The sequence below is a fragment of the Bacteroides sp. genome (genome assembly GCF_030151085.1).
Taxonomy (GTDB): Bacteria; Bacteroidota; Bacteroidia; order Bacteroidales; family Bacteroidaceae; genus Bacteroides.
Map to the genome: position 1 here is coordinate 16,528 of NZ_JASLER010000086.1, position 16,967 is coordinate 33,494.

Consider the following 16,967-nt stretch of genomic DNA (forward strand, 5'->3'; position numbering starts at 1 on the left):
ATTATAAACAGGGCTATGAGTAAATTTGTAATGATAATATTTGGTGCATCAGGCGATTTGACAAAACGCAAACTGATGCCCGCACTCTATACTTTATATAATGATGGACGCTTACCGGATGGATTTTCCATATTGGGAATTGGGCGTACCGAATATTCGGACAGTCATTATCAAGAGTATATTTATAACGAGTTAGTTAAGTATGTAGCATCTAAGGAACAGGTAGAGGAGAAGATGAAAGACTTTTGTAGTCATTTGTCTTATCTTACTTTAGATCCGGCTGAGGCTGAAGGATATCATATGCTTGATAAACGTTTGCAAGAATTGACCGGTGAAAACAAACCGGATAACTTGTTGTATTATCTCGCCACTCCTCCTTCTTTGTATGGAGTTATTCCACTTCATCTGAAAGCTGCCCATCTGAATCGTCCACAATCACGTATTGTTGTGGAGAAACCGTTTGGATATGATCTGGAATCTGCAAAGAAACTAAACAAGATTTATGCTTCCGTGTTCAAGGAACATCAGATCTACCGTATCGATCATTTCCTGGGCAAGGAAACTGCACAAAATATTCTGGCTTTTCGTTTTGCTAATGGCATTTTTGAACCCTTGTGGAATCGTAACTATATAGATTATGTAGAAATTACTGCGGTTGAGAATTTAGGTATTGAGCAACGTGGAGGTTTCTACGATGGTACCGGTGCACTCCGTGATATGGTACAGAATCACTTGATACAGCTTGTTGCTCTTACCGCAATGGAACCTCCTGCTATTTTCAATGCCGATAATTTCCGTAATGAAGTGGTGAAAGTCTATGAGTCGCTTGCTCCGCTGACCGAAGAAGATTTGGAGGAGCATATTGTTCGTGGACAATATACTGCATCGGGCAAGAAACCGGGCTACCGGGAAGAGAAAAATATACCACCCGACTCTCGTACGGAAACATATATCGCTATGAAAATCGGTATCAATAACTGGCGGTGGAATGGCGTTCCTTTCTACATTCGAACAGGAAAACAGATGCCTACAAAAGTTACGGAGATCGTTGTTCATTTCCGTGAAACCCCACATCAGATGTTCCGTTGCGAAGGTGGGCATTGCCCGCGTGCCAATAAACTGATACTTCGGTTGCAGCCCAATGAAGGTATTGTGCTGAAGTTCGGGATGAAGGTGCCCGGACCGGGGTTTGATGTCAAGCAAGTAATGATGGACTTCAGTTATGATAAGTTGGGAGGTTTGCCAACCGGTGACGCATACGCCCGCTTGATTGAAGATTGCATTCAAGGAGATCCCACCCTATTTACCCGTAGTGATGCTGTAGAAGCTTCCTGGCGTTTCTTCGATCCGGTATTGAAATACTGGAAAGAGCATCCGGATGCTCCGTTATACGGTTATCCCGTAGGTACATGGGGACCCTTAGAAAGTGAGGCTATGATGCATGAACATGGCGCTGATTGGACTAATCCATGCAAGAATTTAACAAACACAGATGAATATTGTGAGTTATGAAAAGTTATGTTTACAGTACGGCTACAGAAACGGCACATGCACTAATTAAGCATCTTATTGCAATGATGGGGCGTGAGCCGGGAAAGATTTTTTATTTTGCGTTTAGTGGTGGAACTACTCCTTCACTGATGTTTGATATTTGGGCACATGAATATAAAAAGATAACACCTTGGCAACGAATGCGTATTTATTGGGTAGATGAACGATGTGTACCTCCCGATGATTCGGATAGTAATTATGGTACTATGCGGCGTCTGTTGCTGGATGAAGTAGGAATGCCTGATGAATTTATTTATCCTATCTTTGGAAATTATCCGCCGGAAAGTGAAGCAAAGCGTTACTCTGCGTTAGTAAACCGTACAGTACCTCTTTGGCGTGGATTTCCAACCTTTGATGCTATTTTACTAGGTGCGGGAGATGATGGACATACCTCTTCCATCTTCCCGGGACAAGAGTATCTATTGTCTTCTTTTCAACCTTACGAAGTGAGTACTAACCCTTATAATGGGCAGTTGCGTATTGCCATGACGGGTTGTCTTCTATTTGCTGCTAAAAGACTGATATTTTTTATTACAGGAAAGAGTAAAGCGGAAGTTGTTCACGACATTCTCGATTCGGGTGATACAGGGCCAGCGGCTTATGTAGCACACCATGCCGAGAATGTCGAGCTATATATGGATGTTCTGGCTGAGCAGAAAGAGGGGACTATTTAGAAGTCCCGCTTTCCAAAATGCTCACGATGGAGAACAAGGTAAAACAAATGCCTCCCAAGCCTGCAAGTACACGTGCCGGTACGAAGTAAGCATCCTGCAAACTTGCCATCTCGAACAAGAAGGCAGAGAGGAATAAGCAGATCAGCGCTGTGAAGATCGGAATCAGCGGTATACGGTTGGCTAGATCAAAGGTATTTCGCCAAATAGCTGCCAGCAAGATTACTTTACTGGAAATACTATAACATACTAATCCCAGACCTATCATGATATATCCTGTTGATGATAGGGCGGGATTACTGTTTGTTAATATCAAAAGTCCCCACACGATGCTGATACTGCCCATTATCAAAACAAGGGACGGCCACCACTTCTTTTCAGATTTCATGTAGTTGTTACGTATCTGCCGACCGATGGTTGCAACCAATGCCACCAAACTGCTGCATATACAAGCAAGTCCTGCCATTACATGTCCTGCTACATAATAAGCATTGTGCTTGTCGCTTTGAGACAATAGCCAGAAAGTCCATATCCATGCAACTAAAGCGATAATGGTTGCAACTGCTATCATGACTTTTCCTTGTATTGCATTGAAAGCTTTGTCAGGAAGGTCATGGTCATTCCTTTTGGAGTTAGCAGGGATAAGGGTGAAGCGCGTAGATGCAGTGGCTGTAGTAGCTACACATGCTGTGATAAGACCTACGCCGCAAATAACATGGCCAGCTACGAAATGGCTTGCATTTGTAGCACTATCCATGTATTCCCAACCGCAAATGAAGGTCAGAACTGCAGCCAGATAGCCTATAATCGGCAAGGTATATTTGGCAACTCGATTGTATGTATGGATAATTTGCCTGATGATTGTTGCTGCTGTAGCATATAGGGCAATACAGATCATCCCTAAAGAAAAAACTACCGGACCGGCAACGAATTTAGCAGAGTCTGCTCCCTCATGGAGTATAAAGGCTCCGTAACCAAAGCAAAAGAGGGCCATCAACAAGGGTATGGCCCTGAAAAGAACACTGATACCGTAATTCATAACTGTTGTTTTTAGAGTTTCCTCTTTAACAGCATTTTTTGTGGTTTGTTTTTCCTTTTAATATTTATTTATGGCTGATAACAATCAGGTTTTTATTAGGGGGCCAGTCTTTCTTTTTTCCAGTTGTCATCTTTCTCAAGAGTATATAAAAAACGGTCGTGTAGCCTGCTCTCCCGGCCTTGCCAGAATTCAAAACGGGTAGGGGTGACTGTAAATCCTCCCCAGTTATCAGGACGTTTGATGGTTTGTCCCGCCCATTTAGCTGCCTCAAAAGCAAAGGCGCGCATAATCTCCATGCGGCTACCGATAACATGGCTTTGGGGTGAAATTCTAGCTCCGATCTTACTTTTGTAAGGTCTGGTTGCAAAGTAGGCATCGGACTCTTCCGGAGAACATTTTACAGCCTTTCCTTCAATATGTATCTGTCTTTCCAACTTATGCCATACAAAAGATAAAGAGATATACGGATTGTCTGCTAGTTGTTGACCTTTTCGGCTTTCATAATTCGTAAAGAAGATAATTTTTCCATTTTCAACCCCTTTCAGCAGTACCGTTCGTGTAGAGGGGTGACCGTCTGCCGAAACGGTGGCTACAATCATAGCGGTAGGTTCTTCTTCACCACTATGCAGTGCATCGTCCAACCAATGTTGAAATTGCTCAAAAGGATTATTGCTTAGGTTTTCTTTAGTCAGTTTGTTTTTCTTGTATTCTCTTCTTATATCAGATAGTTGACTTTCCATATTATGTAGGTTTTAAGCATGTTCAAGTATCGTTTTATCCGTGGATGCTTTCTTTATAAAGTCATTCTCAATAACATACGCATCCATTAACTCTGCATTGTAGGGCTTTAATAATACAGATATTTCGTTTTTTGAAAGAGTGGGTTCCAACCATTTCTCTTCATTTTCTTTTGAAAGTATAGCTGGCATCCGATGCTTGGTATTGTGTATATAATCGGTGAGAGGATTGGTATCGGTGGTTATGATAGAAAACGTAGAATGCTCCGTACCGGTTTCTTTATCTAGCCAAGTGTCGTATATCCCGGCCATTGAAAAGATTTCCTCATCTTTTAAATAAATGTAGTAGGGGATTTTCTTACCTCCTTCGTGGTGCCATTCAAAATATCCTGTACTAGGTACGATGCAACGTTTCTTCATGATAGGTTCGCGGAAAGAAGGTTTCTCAAAAATGGTGTCAGCTCGTGCGTTGAGAGTCATTCCCCGTATTTCATCGGCATCTTCTTCGGTTTTTATCCAAAAAGGAATAAGTCCCCAATTAAAAACTTGCACTTCGTCCGAAGTGGTGATGATAGGGTATTTAGGGAAATTGAAAGCATTTACGTGATATTGTTCATTGATGATGTCTTGGGCAATTTCTATAATATCTGATTTGCGACCATAGCGGGCAGCTAGTTTTATTGCTTTTGCCGACATAGAATTATGGAAACACATACTTATTTGCAATTAATAGTTATTACTTCATTGATATCAGTAGTATAACGTTGGGAGAGCTGTTCTTGTTTAAGTTTCCACTCTCTTCCATTCCCTTGTACGGCTAATTTTACATTACTGAGATATTTGCCGTTTATCCGGTCGATAGACTGCATCAGTCTTTCCCGTTTATTCCGGTCGATGGTATCGAAAAGGTTTTGTTGCACACCTTCAGTGGCTATTTCGGTAATGATAACGCCTGCTTTCTTATATTGGTATCCTTGCATGAATATATTATTGAGCCCCGCTAGTGCATGGTGTACAATTTCTAAAGTATCATTCGTGGGTACCGGCAACTTGATAACTGTATTTTTCCAGTATTGCGGTAGATCTTCCCTGAAGTTATTGGTATGAATGAACACCAAGAGTGACGTTGCGTAGGATTTTTGAAGTCGAAGTTTTTTAGCACATGTAGACGCATGCGTGGCAACTGCTTCGGACATTGTAGTAATATCTTCAACCATCTTGCCGAAGCTGCGTGAGGTACAAATTTGTTTCTTGGTTGGTGGTATGGCTTCCATATCGATGCATGATAATCCTCGTAATTCTTTCCAGGTGCGTTCACCTACTACTGTCATGTACTTTCGTACCCATGAGCCGGGTAGTTGTGTGAAATCGTATGCAGTCTTCACCCCTTGCTTTTCCAGTTTGGCTGCTTGTTTACGACCAATTCCCCAAACGTCACCAATTTCCGTGAGCAGTAATGCTTTGGTCTGCTTTTCTTCTGTATCAATGATGCAGACGCGATGATAGGCAGGATATTTCTTTGCAAATTTATTGGCAATTTTGGCTAAGGTCTTGGTTGGAGCTATTCCTAAACTCACAGGAATTCCAGTGCTGCGGATAATGCGGTTTACAAGATCGTTTCCGAATGCTTGTAAGCTTCTGATACCATCCAAATTGAGAAATGCTTCATCTATAGAATAGATTTCAAGTTCAGGAGTCTGTTCTGCGAGTATTGTCATGACTCGTGAAGACATATCTCCATATAAGGTGTAGTTTGAGGAGAAGACGGTAATATTATGTTCCTTTATATCTTGCTTGATTTGATAGGCAGGCACCCCCATCTTTATACCTAATGTTTTTGCCTCGTTACTTCGTGCAATCACACAACCATCGTTATTGGATAATACAATGATGGGCTTTCCATTCAATGACGGATTGAACACCCGTTCACATGAAGCGTAGAAGTTATTGCAGTCCATTAATCCGAACATTATCTTTTCCTCCGGTTCTTTTTAATTGTATAAGTGACAATCCCCCATACTATGAATTCATTGTCCTTGGTTACTTTTATCAGGGGATAGTCCGGATTAGATGGAACAAGCCATGCTGCATCCGTTTCCAATCGTACGCGTTTTACTGTGAATTCCCCGTCAATGAAACACACAGCTAAATCATCATCCTGCAATTCGAGAGACTTGTCTATGACAAGAATATCGCCTTCTTCAATGCCTTCGTCCCTCATCGAGTCACCAACAACACGTCCATAAAATGTACTTGCCGGATGCCTGATGAGTTCCTTGTTCAAGTCAATAGCCTGCTCCATGTAATCCTGCGCTGGGCTTGGAAACCCTGCGCGAATCCCTTCGTCTGCATACTGCAACGGGAGACTGGTTGACACATCTATACTATGTATTTCAATGTTCTTTTTCATGGTAAAGGAACAAAGAAAAACATATTCTGCTTAGCTAATTTGGATTTTTTATGGAAGAAAAGGGTTCATTTCCTTTAAGTTACTTATTCAGAATCCATAAGCACAATGAATTCCTATCATGAAATGTGTGTCATGTTTGCTCCATGAATAATCTATAGCAGGCCCTAAATGGAAATGTTCCAAATGGATTAAGTCGTAGCCTAGTTCAAAATGAGTGGAAAATTGGGCTTTACTTTTATGCTCGTGTTCGGCTTCATGATCAGCTTCATGGTTATGCTTGAAGAAGGTGATGCCAGGCATAACTGCTATATTTAGTCGGTCTAGAATTTCATATTTCCCTCCTGCACTTATAGTCCAATGGGAACCGTGGGCGTTTACTTGTTCCAAACTACCACCGAGAGCCCAGGGACTATGATCTCCAAGAGTACGAAAATAATGTGCATGTATTCCAAATCCCCAGTTATGGTGTGAAGGGGAGTAGGTTGCTCCGGGACTGATGCCTATTTCGTTTCGGGCATGGTGGTGCTCTTGAGCAACTATGTAGATAGGTAATATTAAGAATATTAGAAAGAGGTTGATTCTCATGGACGAGAAAAGATATCTATAGCTGAAATACATATTTAATATGATTAGTGGTTAATACTATGATTATTGATAATATAACATTGAGAAAGCTATTCTTGTTTAACTCGGCTTTCGATTGCTTTTTATTACCTTTGTGGACGAATAAGGCTTATAACTATGCAGTTGAAGTTATGTAGAATCCGAAAATAGAAAGAATAATATGCCAATAATCGAAATATCATCCCTGGATCATCCCGGAGTAGAGGTATTCAGTACCCTTACCGAAGCTCAGTTACGCAATCGCCTTGAGCCCGAAAAGGGACTTTTTATTGCAGAAAGTCCTAAAGTTATCAAAGTTGCTTTGGATGCTGGCTATGAGCCTTTAGCTCTTTTGTGTGAGCAGAGGCACATCACCGGTGATGCTGCCGAGATTATTGAACGCTGTGGTGATATGCCGGTTTATACGGGCAGTAGAGAGTTGCTTGCTAGTTTGACCGGATATGTTTTGACACGTGGCGTTCTTTGTGCTATGCGTCTCCCTGCTCCGCGAAGCATAGAGGAAGTATGCCAAAAAGCCCGGCGTATCGTGCTTATCGATGGAGTGGCAGACACTACCAATATCGGTGCTATTTTCCGTTCAGCTGCTGCCCTTGGTATAGATGGCGTGCTGCTGACGCGTAACTCTTGTAGTCCGTTGAATCGGCGTGCAATCAGGGTATCTATGGGTTCGGTCTTTCTTGTCCCATGGACGTGGTTGGACGGATCCCTCAGTGATTTGGGTAAGTATGGTTTCCGTACGGTTGCCATGGCACTTACGGACAATTCCATCTCCATTGACGATCCTATTTTAGCAGCCGAACCTAAGTTAGCTATTGTGATGGGTACTGAAGGTGATGGCCTTTCAGATAAAACGATTGCTGATGCAGATTATGTCGTTCGTATTCCGATGTCCCACGGTGTCGATTCACTCAATGTTGCAGCCGCATCTGCTATCGCTTTTTGGCAACTTCGTGCTAAGGATTAGTATATTCTGGGGATGCTTTTGAAATGCCGCATGTTTGCTCTCCCAATGCCACACTTTAACATCCCCAATGCCACACTTTAGCTCCCTAAATGCCACATCTCAGCAGATGAAATGACTGGCATTTGTCTTGAAAACCCCTGTGTCTTTGGCGAAAAGCCCCGGCATTAATCGTAATGAATCTTGAGAGTTGAGACTCTGATAAATAAGTTCTAAAGAAAAAAGCACTTCCGATGTTCGCTTACAAAGGAAGTGCTTCACACAAAAACTAAACTAGACTTAACTAAACTATTCTATTGGGGGAGTTTCACAACTCCTATCTGTTCGATGCAAAGGTAAAAAAACATCTTTTAATATGCAATAGGATTCTGTAATAAAATCGATAGATTTATTAATTTTATCGACAGATTCCAAAATCTTATTAACTCCTTTTGTCTAAAAACTCCTGAAATGCCTGTTTGTAGCTGTCACTTATCGGAATATAATTCTTGCCAAAAACAATACGTCCACGGTCAATTATGCGTATTTTATCTTTCTGAACGATATAAGAACGATGTACCCGCATAAAACGTGAAGAGGGCAGAAGGTCTTCCATCGACTTCATGCTCATCAGCGATAGGATGGGCTTTGCAACATCTTCTTCGTAGATTTTGATGTAGTCTTTTAGCCCTTCTATGTATAGGATTTTCTTTAATTCAATTTGTACAAGTTTGTAGTCACTCTTTACGAAAATACTTTGAATTTCTTCCTTGGGTTGCTGTGCTAGTTCAAACCATTGAACAGCTTTGTTGGCAGCTTGCAGAAAATCAACGTAAGAGATGGGTTTTAACAGATAATCTAATGCATTGACTTTGTAGCCGTCTATGGCATATTGTCCAAAGGCGGTGGTGAAGATTATGCGGGTAGTAGGTGCTACCATTTTTGAAAATTCCAATCCATTCAGTTCCGGCATCTGAATATCAAGAAAGAGCAGGTCAATTTGTTTGTCCGGTAATTCTTTCATCGCTTGTACTGCACTGGAGTATTTTCCCTCCAACGTAAGGAACGGAGTTTTATTGACATAGCTTTCCATCAGGCTCAAAGCTAGAGGTTCATCATCTACGATTGCACATTTCAGATTCATGATAATAGTGATTAGAAATTAATCATTAAAATTGATTTGTATTCTTTTCCATCCTCGCTTTCTCCCTGCTGCCAGGTATATTGACCGGGATAGGTCAACTCCAAGCGTTTCCGCACCTGTTCCAGTCCAATACCGCTTCCGCTTTTATCAGTTTGGTTTTTTGGGTGGAAGCTGTTGGTTATTTCACAGCGTACCTCTCCGGGACTTTCACTGAAGCGGATGCGGATGAAACTGGGTTCGGTGGGCGAGATGCCATGCTTAAAAGCATTCTCTATGAGCGAGATGAAAATGAGCGGAGCTATTTCGGTACGGCTATTCGGATTAACATCAAACTGTGTTTCTACAGCAACATTAGATGCCAGACGTATACGCATTAGTTCTATATAATTGCGGATAAAATCCATCTCTTTATCGAGCGAGACAAAATTCTGCTGATTATCATACAGTACATGACGAAGCAGACGACTCAATTCCTGTACGGCAGCCTGTGCTTTGTCTGCATCAAAAGCAATCAATGCATAAATATTGTTCAGTGTATTGAGCAAGAAATGTGGATTGAGCTGATTACGAAGATTTTTCAGTTCAGCTTCCGTACGACTTTTTTCGGCTTCACGACGGGCTGCGTCCATCTGTACCCAACGTCCGCTCATCTTAATAGCAGCACTTAATCCTACCGTCAGTATCATGGAAAATATATCACGCATGATAAATATCCATTTGGGAGGTCCGGGTCTTCCTCCTTTTCCTCCCGTACCTTTTACGAAATTGTGGAATGCATATTCTTGCCACAAATGCGCACCGGCAGCAATGCAGATTATCAGTACCACATTCCATAACAAATATTGCTTGATGCGTCCTTCGAACAAATAACGAGGAATCAGGAAGAAATAGTTGACATAGAATACTATAAGAAATGAGAGAGGAATTATACTGCCATGACGCAGATAATCCATCCATGTGATGTTGAAACCACTACGACTCATCATCAGGAAAGGGAATCCGAATACGATTCCCCACCCAATGATATGCGTCAGAATTTCAACAAGGCGTGATTGAGAGTTAGGCACTTGTTTCATATATTACAAAGATAATTATTTTAGTGATTAGTGATAAGTGATTGGTGATTTGTTTATCAATGAATCACTAATCACTTATCACTAGTCACTATTTATTCGTATCTTATCGCTTCAATCGGGTCTAAATCCGCTGCCTTTTTCGCCGGATACCAACCGAAGAACACACCGGTAACGGTACATACGGCAAAGGAAAGGAATACACTCCAAGGTTGGATGAAGATGGGCCAATGAGCCACACTCTTTACTACCCAACTGGCACCACATCCAATAATGACTCCGATGATACCTCCGGTAATACTGATGAGGATGGCTTCTATCAGGAATTGGCTCAGAATATCAACCCCACGGGCACCGACTGACATGCGTAAACCGATTTCACGGGTACGCTCCGTAACGCTGACATACATGATATTCATGATACCGATGCCACCTACTACCAAAGAAATGCCGGCGATACAAGCCAGGAGGGTGGTCATCAGGTCGGTGGTGGAGTTTAGCATAGAGCTGAGTTCCTGCTGGCTACGGATGGTGAAGTCATCGTCGGCATTGTCTTTCAGCTTGTGATTACGACGTAGCAGTGAGGTTATTTCTTCAGTGGCATTATCAGTCATATCTTCTGTAAGAGCAGAAGCAAATATACCTTGCAGATAGGTTTGTGCCAATAACCTCTTCATCACTGTGGTATAGGGAGCAAGAACGACGTCGTCCTGGTCCATACCCATGGAATTGTAACCTTTAGCTTTTAAGACTCCCACCACACGGAAGGGAACCTGATTGAAACGGATGATGCGTCCTACAGGATCTTGACCACCCGGGAAAAGATTGTCTTGAATGGTTTTTCCGATGACGCAAACTTTAGCTGAGGTTTGTATATCAGCATCGGTAAACATTTCACCATTATCCACACTGAGCTGACGTATCTTTAAATATTCCGTACCCACTCCGTTGACGGAGGAAGGGTAGTTATTGTTACCCGCAATTAATTGTCCGCTGGAAGATACGTTGGGACTGACGGCCGACAAGAAGCTGGTTTCATTGCATAAAGCTTCATAATCGGTCAGCTTCAGGGTTTGCATGGCGCTTGGGTCTTGACGAACACCGCCACGCATGTCACCGCCCGGATGAACCATTATCATGTTCGACCCCATTTCAGCTATTTGTGCCTGAATGCTTTTCTTTGAACCTTGTCCGATGGCGAGCATCGTGATAACGGATGCCACACCGATGATAATGCCGAGCATGGTAAGGAAAGCACGGAGCTTGTTATTATTCAAAGCTCGCAGAGCTATTTTGAAAAGATTGGTTCCGTTCATTATTCTTCCTCCTGTTTAGGTAATGCTGCCAGTGCATCGGCTGCATTAAGGATGTTTTTGTTGAGGTTGTCTTCTTTTACCTGCCCGTCACGTAACACAATATTTCGGCTGCTGTACTGTGCTATTTCCGGATTATGGGTTACGAAGATGATGGTACGTCCTTCGGCATGCAGTTTCTGAAAGAGAACCAGAATGTCGAAAGAAGTGCGTGTATCAAGATTACCGGTTGCTTCGTCCGCCAGGATCACAGCCGGATTGTTGACTAAAGCACGGGCAATAGCCACACGCTGCATCTGCCCGCCGGACATCTGGTTGGATTTATGTTCCAGACGATCACCCAAACCAACAGCTTGCAGAGATTCGATGGAGCGCTTCCGTCTTTCGGCTGCCGAGACGGAGGAGTTGTACATTAGCGGGAGTTCCACATTTTCCACAGCGGTGGTCTTTGCCAGCAGATTGTAGCTTTGAAATACAAAGCCGATTTTGCGGTTGCGCAGTACGGCACGCTGTGATTTACTCATGGTACGCACGGATATGCCGTCCAGATAGTATTCGCCACTGGTAGGAGTATCGAGGCAACCGAGGGTGTTCAACAAGGTTGATTTTCCTGAGCCTGATGTTCCCATGATAGTAACGAACTCACCTTCGGAGATGGTGAATGAGATGCCACGTAATGCATGTACGGTTTCATCACCTACCTGGAAGTTCCGCTTGATATTCTGAAGTTCAATAACTACTTTGCTCATAATTCTAGTTTTTCTTCTTATTGCCTCCCGGACGACTTGGCATGAAAGGGCTTTGCTCGCCGCTTGCCGTATCCGGTGTTACCGATGTTCCGCCTTCGCCGGGCATACTTCCAATGGTAGCTTCGGTTATTACGTTGGTACCGGCTGAAATACCACTGACAATTTCTGTGTTGACACCATTGGAGATACCTATTTCTACCGGATGTGCAGTGAATGTATTACCTTCACGAGTCCATAGTTTATGTTCGGCTTCGCAATCTTTCACTATATCGTTCTCGCCGATAAGCGGCTTTTCGGGAGTGAAGCGCAATGCACGTGATGGTACGCTGAGTATATCTTTACGGTCGAGGGTATAGATGGTGACATTGGCCGTTAAGCGAGGTTTCAGTTTTAAGTCCGGGTTATGGGCCGAAATAACGACTTCGTAGGTTACTACCGTGGTCGATGAAGAAGTACTGCTCGTAGAGCTGGCATCTCCTAGACGGATTTGCGTTACTACCCCTTCGAAAACATCGTTCGGATAGGCATCTACAGTAAACGAGGCACGTTGTCCTTCTACGATACCGCCTATGTCGGCTTCATCCACGTCGGCAACAACTTGCATTTGCGTCAGGTCGGCAGCGATGGTGAACAGAGTGGGGGTTTCGAAGCCGGAAGCTACGGTTTGACCTTCTTCAACGTCGCGGCTGATGACAACGCCGTCAATAGGCGAGGTGATGGTAGCATACGAGAGGTTACGCTCCGCTTTTGCCAGAGATGCCTGACTGCTTTCGAAGGTGCTCCTCGCTTTATCGTAGTTGTACTGCGACTGTTCGTAGTCCGTATCACTGATAAGCTGCTTGGCGTGTAAGCCTTTATTGCGCTCAAAGTTTTTCTGCTGATATTCATATTCGGCTTTCGCTCCGTTGTAGGTGGCGCGTTGCGAGGCAAGTTCGCTTTGTAGCGTCACGCGGTCCATTTCGGCGATAAGCTGGCCTTTGGTAACTACCGAGTTGTAATCGACGTATATCTTGTCGATGATACCACTGACTTGCGTACCGACTTCTACTTCCGTCACCGGTTCGATGGTGCCTGTAGCAGTTACAGACTCGGATATCTCACCCTTATTGACAGTTGCAGTGGTGTATGTCACTTTATGTTTGGCAGACGAACCACCGAAGAACCATATTCCTCCACCGGCTACTACTACGATAGCCACAGCAATGAGGATAATTTTCTTTTTGTTCATGATTGTATTACTTATAATTGTATTTTATCTCCTTGATAGAACTTCAGTAATTGCATGTTCAATATTGCCATATATTTGGCTTGCAATGTTTCTTGTTGTGCGCTGAGCAGGTTGCTTTTCTCAGTTAGTAACTCTACTGTATTCTTCATGCCCAGATTAAATTGCTCTTGTATAAGATCGTAGCTGGTCTGCGTACTTTTCAACTTTTCTACGGCTGCTGCATAACGTTGTTGTGCACTGTTGGCATCGAGCCATAAACCTTCAATGGTCTTGTACAGAGTCTTTTGTTCATCCAGCAAGGACAATTCGCTGGTTTGCTTTTGCAGTTTGGCTTTTTGTATGGCGCTTTTGGTTTGTCTGTTATTAAATATAGGTACACTGACGCTTACTCCTAATGAATTGTTCCAGTTCTGCTTGATCTGCTCGCTGAAGGTGAAGTCATTGCCGTTGGCATTGTTTGTGCCGATGCCAGCGGTCAAACTGAAAGTGGGAATGTAGCCTGCACGGGCTATTTTAATATCTAAATCCGATGTTTGTACATTCAGTTTGCCTGCCTCAATTTCGGGACGCAAAGTTAAAGCGGTACGGTAAACATCTGCCTTACTGGGTAGTGGTACTAATACATTTTCATTTCCTAGTGCGGGCAGATAAAGATTCATTTCGTTTTCACCATCCAGTTCAAGCAATTGTTTGAGTTGGAGTTTATAATCTTGTAGATTTGCCTGTGCGGTGACTAATTGATATTTGTCTGTGCTGACTTGTGCTTCCAGCTGTGCCAGATCGCTCTTGGCGATGCTACCGGCTTCGAACAATGCTTTGGCTCGGTCACATTCTGCTTTACTTACTTCTAAAGTAGATTCGTTGACTTTGACGGCTTCGGCTGCATAGAGTATTTGTACGTAGGTCTGTGCGATGCTTTCTTCAATGCTGTTTTCGCTTTGAGTTACATTCAAGCCGGCAATGCGGTTGTTGAGCTGTTGTTGCTTTATGGTGTTGAGCCGTTTGCTGCCATTATAAAGCGTCCAGTTAGCATCAATACCATAACTGCCGTTATAGCTGGTTTTGCTTTGGCTGCTGGTGATGTTATCACCGTTGATAATCGTATTTGTCTCACTATTGGGACGGTTCACGATACGTTGGCTTACACTAGCCGAGAGGCTGGGGAAGAGGGCTGCTTTTGCAGTTTTCACATCCACCTCGGCACTTTCTGCGTTGAGGCGGTTTTTGCGAATGGTAATGTTTTGCTGCAAAGCATAGTCGATACAGGTTTGCAAATCCCATTGGGAAGGAATAGGCAGATTGCCGGCTTGCTGCACTATTGTATCATTTTGAGCGGACAATCCTATGCAGCTTGCCAAGCAGAGCGTTATCACTGTCAATCTTCTTACGTTCGTCATATCGTTGATAATCTTTTGTTTTACATGACAAATGTAGGGTGATTCGATTTTAGCTGCAAAACTGATAGATGTATGGGGAGTTTTCATCGTCAATTCTTCTTTTTTTATGGATAAGTGAATACGTATCAATTTCTTATTGAACTCTTGAAAAAGAAATTGCATCCCCATCCAACTTTTCCGGCTTTTATTTGTTATTTATATAGAAAAATTTTATATTTGTAATGATTATAATTTCAGCCTGTATGAGACAAACTGTGATTAACATTTGGAGATTTTATCTGGAAGGTTTTCGAAGTATGACGTTAGGACGTACTTTGTGGCTTATAATACTAATAAAACTATTTATTATGTTTTTCATTCTCCGCCTCTTCTTTTTCCCCAACTTCCTGAATACACCTGCTGTAGGCGCCGATAAAGATGACTATGTAAGTAGAGAGCTTATTCTCCGGGCAGCAGACTAAGAGAAATAGTACGATAACAAGTAATTTACAATAAACTTTATTCTCATGCTAGAAAACATTGACACTTCTTTGATTGACTGGTCGAGAGCGCAATTCGCTTTGACAGCCATTTATCACTGGATTTTTGTACCGCTTACTCTAGGTCTGGCGGTTGTTATGGGCATTATGGAGACGGCCTACTACCGTACGGGTGACGAATTCTGGAAACGTACAGCCAAATTCTGGATGAAGATTTTCGGTATTAACTTTGCCGTGGGTGTAGCTACGGGGTTGATTCTGGAGTTCGAATTTGGAACGAACTGGAGTAACTATTCCTGGTTTGTAGGTGATATCTTCGGAGCTCCCCTTGCTATCGAGGGCATTCTCGCTTTCTTTATGGAGGCAACTTTTATAGCTGTAATGTTCTTCGGCTGGGAGAAAGTAAGTAAACGTTTTCACTTGACGGCAACCTGGCTTACGGGCTTGGGCGCTACGATTTCGGCCTGGTGGATTCTGGTGGCTAATGCCTGGATGCAATATCCGGTAGGCATGGAATTCAATCCTGATACTGTACGTAATGAGATGGTCGATTTTTGGGCAGTAGCATTATCACCTGTAGCCGTTAATAAGTTTTTCCATACAGTGTTGTCCAGTTGGATATTGGGTGCAGTGTTTGTAGTGGGTGTCAGTTGCTGGTACTTGCTGAAGAAGCGTGATAAGAAGTTTGCTATAGCCAGTGTGAAGGTTGCCGCCAGTGTAGGTTTGGTAGCCACTTTGCTTACAGCATGGACGGGCGACGGTTCGGGCTATCAGGTTGCACAAACTCAGCCTATGAAACTGGCTGCTTTTGAAGGTTTTTACGAGGGACGAGAAGGTGCCGGACTGGTAGCAGTTGGTGCGTTGAATCCTGATAAAAAGACCCATGATGACGGTGTGGAACCTTTCTTGTTCAGAGTAGAGATTCCTAAGTTCCTGTCATTGCTTGCCGAGCGTGATGCAAATGCATTTGTTCCTGGCATAAATGATATACTAAAAGGTGGATACCCTTTGAAGGATGGTTCCATCGCTTTATCTGCCGAAGAAAAGATAGAACGTGGCAAAACTGCCATATCAGCACTCGCTGCTTATCGTGCTGCAAAATCGGCAGGAAATGAAGAAGATGCAAAACTGGCAGCTGCTGTTCTGAAAGAGAATGTTCCTTATTTCGGTTATGGATATATTAAGGATGTAAACGACCTGGTACCGAATGTACCTTTAACATTCTATGCTTTCCGTATTATGGTTATATTGGGAGGATATTTCATTTTGTTCTTTGCATTGATTCTATTCTTTGCTTATAAGAAAGATTTGTCAAAGTTGAAGTGGATGCATTGGGTGGCATTGCTCACTATACCATTGGGTTATCTGGCAAGTCAGGCAGGCTGGGTAGTTGCCGAATGTGGTCGTCAGCCGTGGGCAATACAGGATATGCTGCCAGTTAATGCGGCAATCTCCAAGCTGGATGTAAGTTCTGTACAAACTACGTTCTTCATCTTCCTTGTGCTCTTCACCATTATGCTGATAGCTGAGGTTGGGATTATGCTGAAGGCTATACGAAAGGGACCGGATAGTAATATTAGTGATACGTATTAATCATTTATTACTCAGTTAA

The 16,967-nt window shown here is 42.9% G+C and carries 17 protein-coding genes; 5 read left to right on the forward strand and 12 right to left on the reverse strand.

The genetic code is table 11. The features are described from left to right. The first annotated feature begins 15 nt into the window (after positions 1-15). Positions 16-1,512: a glucose-6-phosphate dehydrogenase gene (gene zwf / locus Q1W14_RS18280; RefSeq protein WP_300704063.1), complete on the forward strand. Its 1,497-nt coding sequence runs from the start codon at positions 16-18 to the stop codon at positions 1,510-1,512. After that, the gene (gene pgl, locus Q1W14_RS18285) at positions 1,509-2,225 is read left to right on the forward strand and encodes a 6-phosphogluconolactonase (RefSeq protein ID WP_300704067.1); all 717 of its coding nucleotides are present in this window, start codon (positions 1,509-1,511) and stop codon (positions 2,223-2,225) included. Before zwf ends, pgl begins: the two co-directional genes overlap by 4 nt. Here pgl and Q1W14_RS18290 read toward each other — a convergent pair. The 6 genes from Q1W14_RS18290 to Q1W14_RS18315 form a co-directional block, all read right to left on the reverse strand. Next, positions 2,218-3,261, reverse strand: a complete 1,044-nt coding sequence (locus Q1W14_RS18290; protein WP_300704070.1) for a DUF2776 family protein — start codon at positions 3,259-3,261, stop codon at positions 2,218-2,220. The genes pgl and Q1W14_RS18290 overlap by 8 nt on opposite strands. A gap of 95 nt (positions 3,262-3,356) precedes the next feature. Continuing rightward, positions 3,357-4,001 carry a pyridoxamine 5'-phosphate oxidase gene (gene pdxH / locus Q1W14_RS18295; RefSeq protein WP_300704072.1) on the reverse strand — a complete coding sequence of 215 codons (645 nt, stop codon included), beginning with the start codon at positions 3,999-4,001 and terminating at the stop codon, positions 3,357-3,359. 12 nt (positions 4,002-4,013) lie between these two features. Beyond that, positions 4,014-4,712 (reverse strand): SOS response-associated peptidase, encoded by a 699-nt coding sequence (locus Q1W14_RS18300; RefSeq protein WP_300704074.1) that lies wholly within the window; start codon positions 4,710-4,712, stop codon positions 4,014-4,016. 2 nt (positions 4,713-4,714) lie between these two features. Continuing rightward, a complete protein-coding gene (locus Q1W14_RS18305) occupies positions 4,715-5,956 on the reverse strand; it encodes a Y-family DNA polymerase (protein ID WP_300704076.1) in 1,242 nt (413 codons plus the stop codon). Positions 5,957-5,967: 11 nt separating this feature from the next. Continuing rightward, entirely contained in the window at positions 5,968-6,408 is a 441-nt protein-coding gene (gene umuD / locus Q1W14_RS18310) for a translesion error-prone DNA polymerase V autoproteolytic subunit (RefSeq protein WP_300704078.1), read from the reverse strand. A gap of 87 nt (positions 6,409-6,495) precedes the next feature. Beyond that, positions 6,496-6,993 carry a hypothetical protein gene (locus tag Q1W14_RS18315; RefSeq protein ID WP_300704079.1) on the reverse strand — a complete coding sequence of 166 codons (498 nt, stop codon included), beginning with the start codon at positions 6,991-6,993 and terminating at the stop codon, positions 6,496-6,498. A gap of 199 nt (positions 6,994-7,192) precedes the next feature. On the opposite strand from Q1W14_RS18315, the gene Q1W14_RS18320 reads away from it, so the two are divergent. Further along, the gene (locus tag Q1W14_RS18320; protein ID WP_300704081.1) at positions 7,193-7,996 is read left to right on the forward strand and encodes an RNA methyltransferase; all 804 of its coding nucleotides are present in this window, start codon (positions 7,193-7,195) and stop codon (positions 7,994-7,996) included. A 418-nt stretch (positions 7,997-8,414) separates the two neighbouring features. On the opposite strand, the gene Q1W14_RS18325 is transcribed toward Q1W14_RS18320, so the two are convergent. From Q1W14_RS18325 to Q1W14_RS18350, 6 genes are all read right to left on the reverse strand, one after another. Continuing rightward, positions 8,415-9,116 (reverse strand): LytTR family DNA-binding domain-containing protein, encoded by a 702-nt coding sequence (locus Q1W14_RS18325; protein WP_300704083.1) that lies wholly within the window; start codon positions 9,114-9,116, stop codon positions 8,415-8,417. A gap of 11 nt (positions 9,117-9,127) precedes the next feature. Beyond that, positions 9,128-10,192, reverse strand: coding sequence for a histidine kinase (locus tag Q1W14_RS18330; RefSeq protein WP_300704085.1), 1,065 nt, complete (start codon positions 10,190-10,192; stop codon positions 9,128-9,130). 92 nt (positions 10,193-10,284) lie between these two features. Continuing rightward, positions 10,285-11,505, reverse strand: coding sequence for an ABC transporter permease (locus tag Q1W14_RS18335; protein WP_300704087.1), 1,221 nt, complete (start codon positions 11,503-11,505; stop codon positions 10,285-10,287). Next, positions 11,505-12,251, reverse strand: coding sequence for an ABC transporter ATP-binding protein (locus Q1W14_RS18340; RefSeq protein WP_300704089.1), 747 nt, complete (start codon positions 12,249-12,251; stop codon positions 11,505-11,507). The genes Q1W14_RS18335 and Q1W14_RS18340 overlap by 1 nt, the downstream gene beginning before the upstream one ends. Positions 12,252-12,255: 4 nt before the next feature. Beyond that, positions 12,256-13,479 (reverse strand): efflux RND transporter periplasmic adaptor subunit, encoded by a 1,224-nt coding sequence (locus Q1W14_RS18345; protein ID WP_300704091.1) that lies wholly within the window; start codon positions 13,477-13,479, stop codon positions 12,256-12,258. Between the two features lie 11 nt (positions 13,480-13,490). Then, positions 13,491-14,876 carry a TolC family protein gene (locus Q1W14_RS18350; RefSeq protein ID WP_300704150.1) on the reverse strand — a complete coding sequence of 462 codons (1,386 nt, stop codon included), beginning with the start codon at positions 14,874-14,876 and terminating at the stop codon, positions 13,491-13,493. 242 nt (positions 14,877-15,118) lie between these two features. Here Q1W14_RS18350 and Q1W14_RS18355 point away from each other — a divergent pair, with 242 nt between their 5' ends. After that, positions 15,119-15,337: a DUF4492 domain-containing protein gene (locus tag Q1W14_RS18355; protein WP_300704093.1), complete on the forward strand. Its 219-nt coding sequence runs from the start codon at positions 15,119-15,121 to the stop codon at positions 15,335-15,337. A 45-nt stretch (positions 15,338-15,382) separates the two neighbouring features. After that, positions 15,383-16,948: a cytochrome ubiquinol oxidase subunit I gene (locus Q1W14_RS18360; RefSeq protein WP_300704095.1), complete on the forward strand. Its 1,566-nt coding sequence runs from the start codon at positions 15,383-15,385 to the stop codon at positions 16,946-16,948. The last annotated feature ends 19 nt before the right edge of the window (positions 16,949-16,967 follow it).

What these genes read in the sequence shown, in the direction of transcription:
- zwf (WP_300704063.1), top strand. Translation starts at nt 16, where the DNA reads ATGAGTAAATTTGTAATGATAATATTTGGTGCATCAGGCGATTTGACA.
- pgl (WP_300704067.1), top strand. Translation starts at nt 1,509, where the DNA reads ATGAAAAGTTATGTTTACAGTACGGCTACAGAAACGGCACATGCACTA.
- Q1W14_RS18290 (WP_300704070.1), bottom strand. Translation starts at nt 3,261, where the DNA reads ATGAATTACGGTATCAGTGTTCTTTTCAGGGCCATACCCTTGTTGATG.
- pdxH (WP_300704072.1), bottom strand. Translation starts at nt 4,001, where the DNA reads ATGGAAAGTCAACTATCTGATATAAGAAGAGAATACAAGAAAAACAAA.
- Q1W14_RS18300 (WP_300704074.1), bottom strand. Translation starts at nt 4,712, where the DNA reads ATGTGTTTCCATAATTCTATGTCGGCAAAAGCAATAAAACTAGCTGCC.
- Q1W14_RS18305 (WP_300704076.1), bottom strand. Translation starts at nt 5,956, where the DNA reads ATGGACTGCAATAACTTCTACGCTTCATGTGAACGGGTGTTCAATCCG.
- umuD (WP_300704078.1), bottom strand. Translation starts at nt 6,408, where the DNA reads ATGAAAAAGAACATTGAAATACATAGTATAGATGTGTCAACCAGTCTC.
- Q1W14_RS18315 (WP_300704079.1), bottom strand. Translation starts at nt 6,993, where the DNA reads ATGAGAATCAACCTCTTTCTAATATTCTTAATATTACCTATCTACATA.
- Q1W14_RS18320 (WP_300704081.1), top strand. Translation starts at nt 7,193, where the DNA reads ATGCCAATAATCGAAATATCATCCCTGGATCATCCCGGAGTAGAGGTA.
- Q1W14_RS18325 (WP_300704083.1), bottom strand. Translation starts at nt 9,116, where the DNA reads ATGAATCTGAAATGTGCAATCGTAGATGATGAACCTCTAGCTTTGAGC.
- Q1W14_RS18330 (WP_300704085.1), bottom strand. Translation starts at nt 10,192, where the DNA reads ATGAAACAAGTGCCTAACTCTCAATCACGCCTTGTTGAAATTCTGACG.
- Q1W14_RS18335 (WP_300704087.1), bottom strand. Translation starts at nt 11,505, where the DNA reads ATGAACGGAACCAATCTTTTCAAAATAGCTCTGCGAGCTTTGAATAAT.
- Q1W14_RS18340 (WP_300704089.1), bottom strand. Translation starts at nt 12,251, where the DNA reads ATGAGCAAAGTAGTTATTGAACTTCAGAATATCAAGCGGAACTTCCAG.
- Q1W14_RS18345 (WP_300704091.1), bottom strand. Translation starts at nt 13,479, where the DNA reads ATGAACAAAAAGAAAATTATCCTCATTGCTGTGGCTATCGTAGTAGTA.
- Q1W14_RS18350 (WP_300704150.1), bottom strand. Translation starts at nt 14,876, where the DNA reads ATGACGAACGTAAGAAGATTGACAGTGATAACGCTCTGCTTGGCAAGC.
- Q1W14_RS18355 (WP_300704093.1), top strand. Translation starts at nt 15,119, where the DNA reads ATGAGACAAACTGTGATTAACATTTGGAGATTTTATCTGGAAGGTTTT.
- Q1W14_RS18360 (WP_300704095.1), top strand. Translation starts at nt 15,383, where the DNA reads ATGCTAGAAAACATTGACACTTCTTTGATTGACTGGTCGAGAGCGCAA.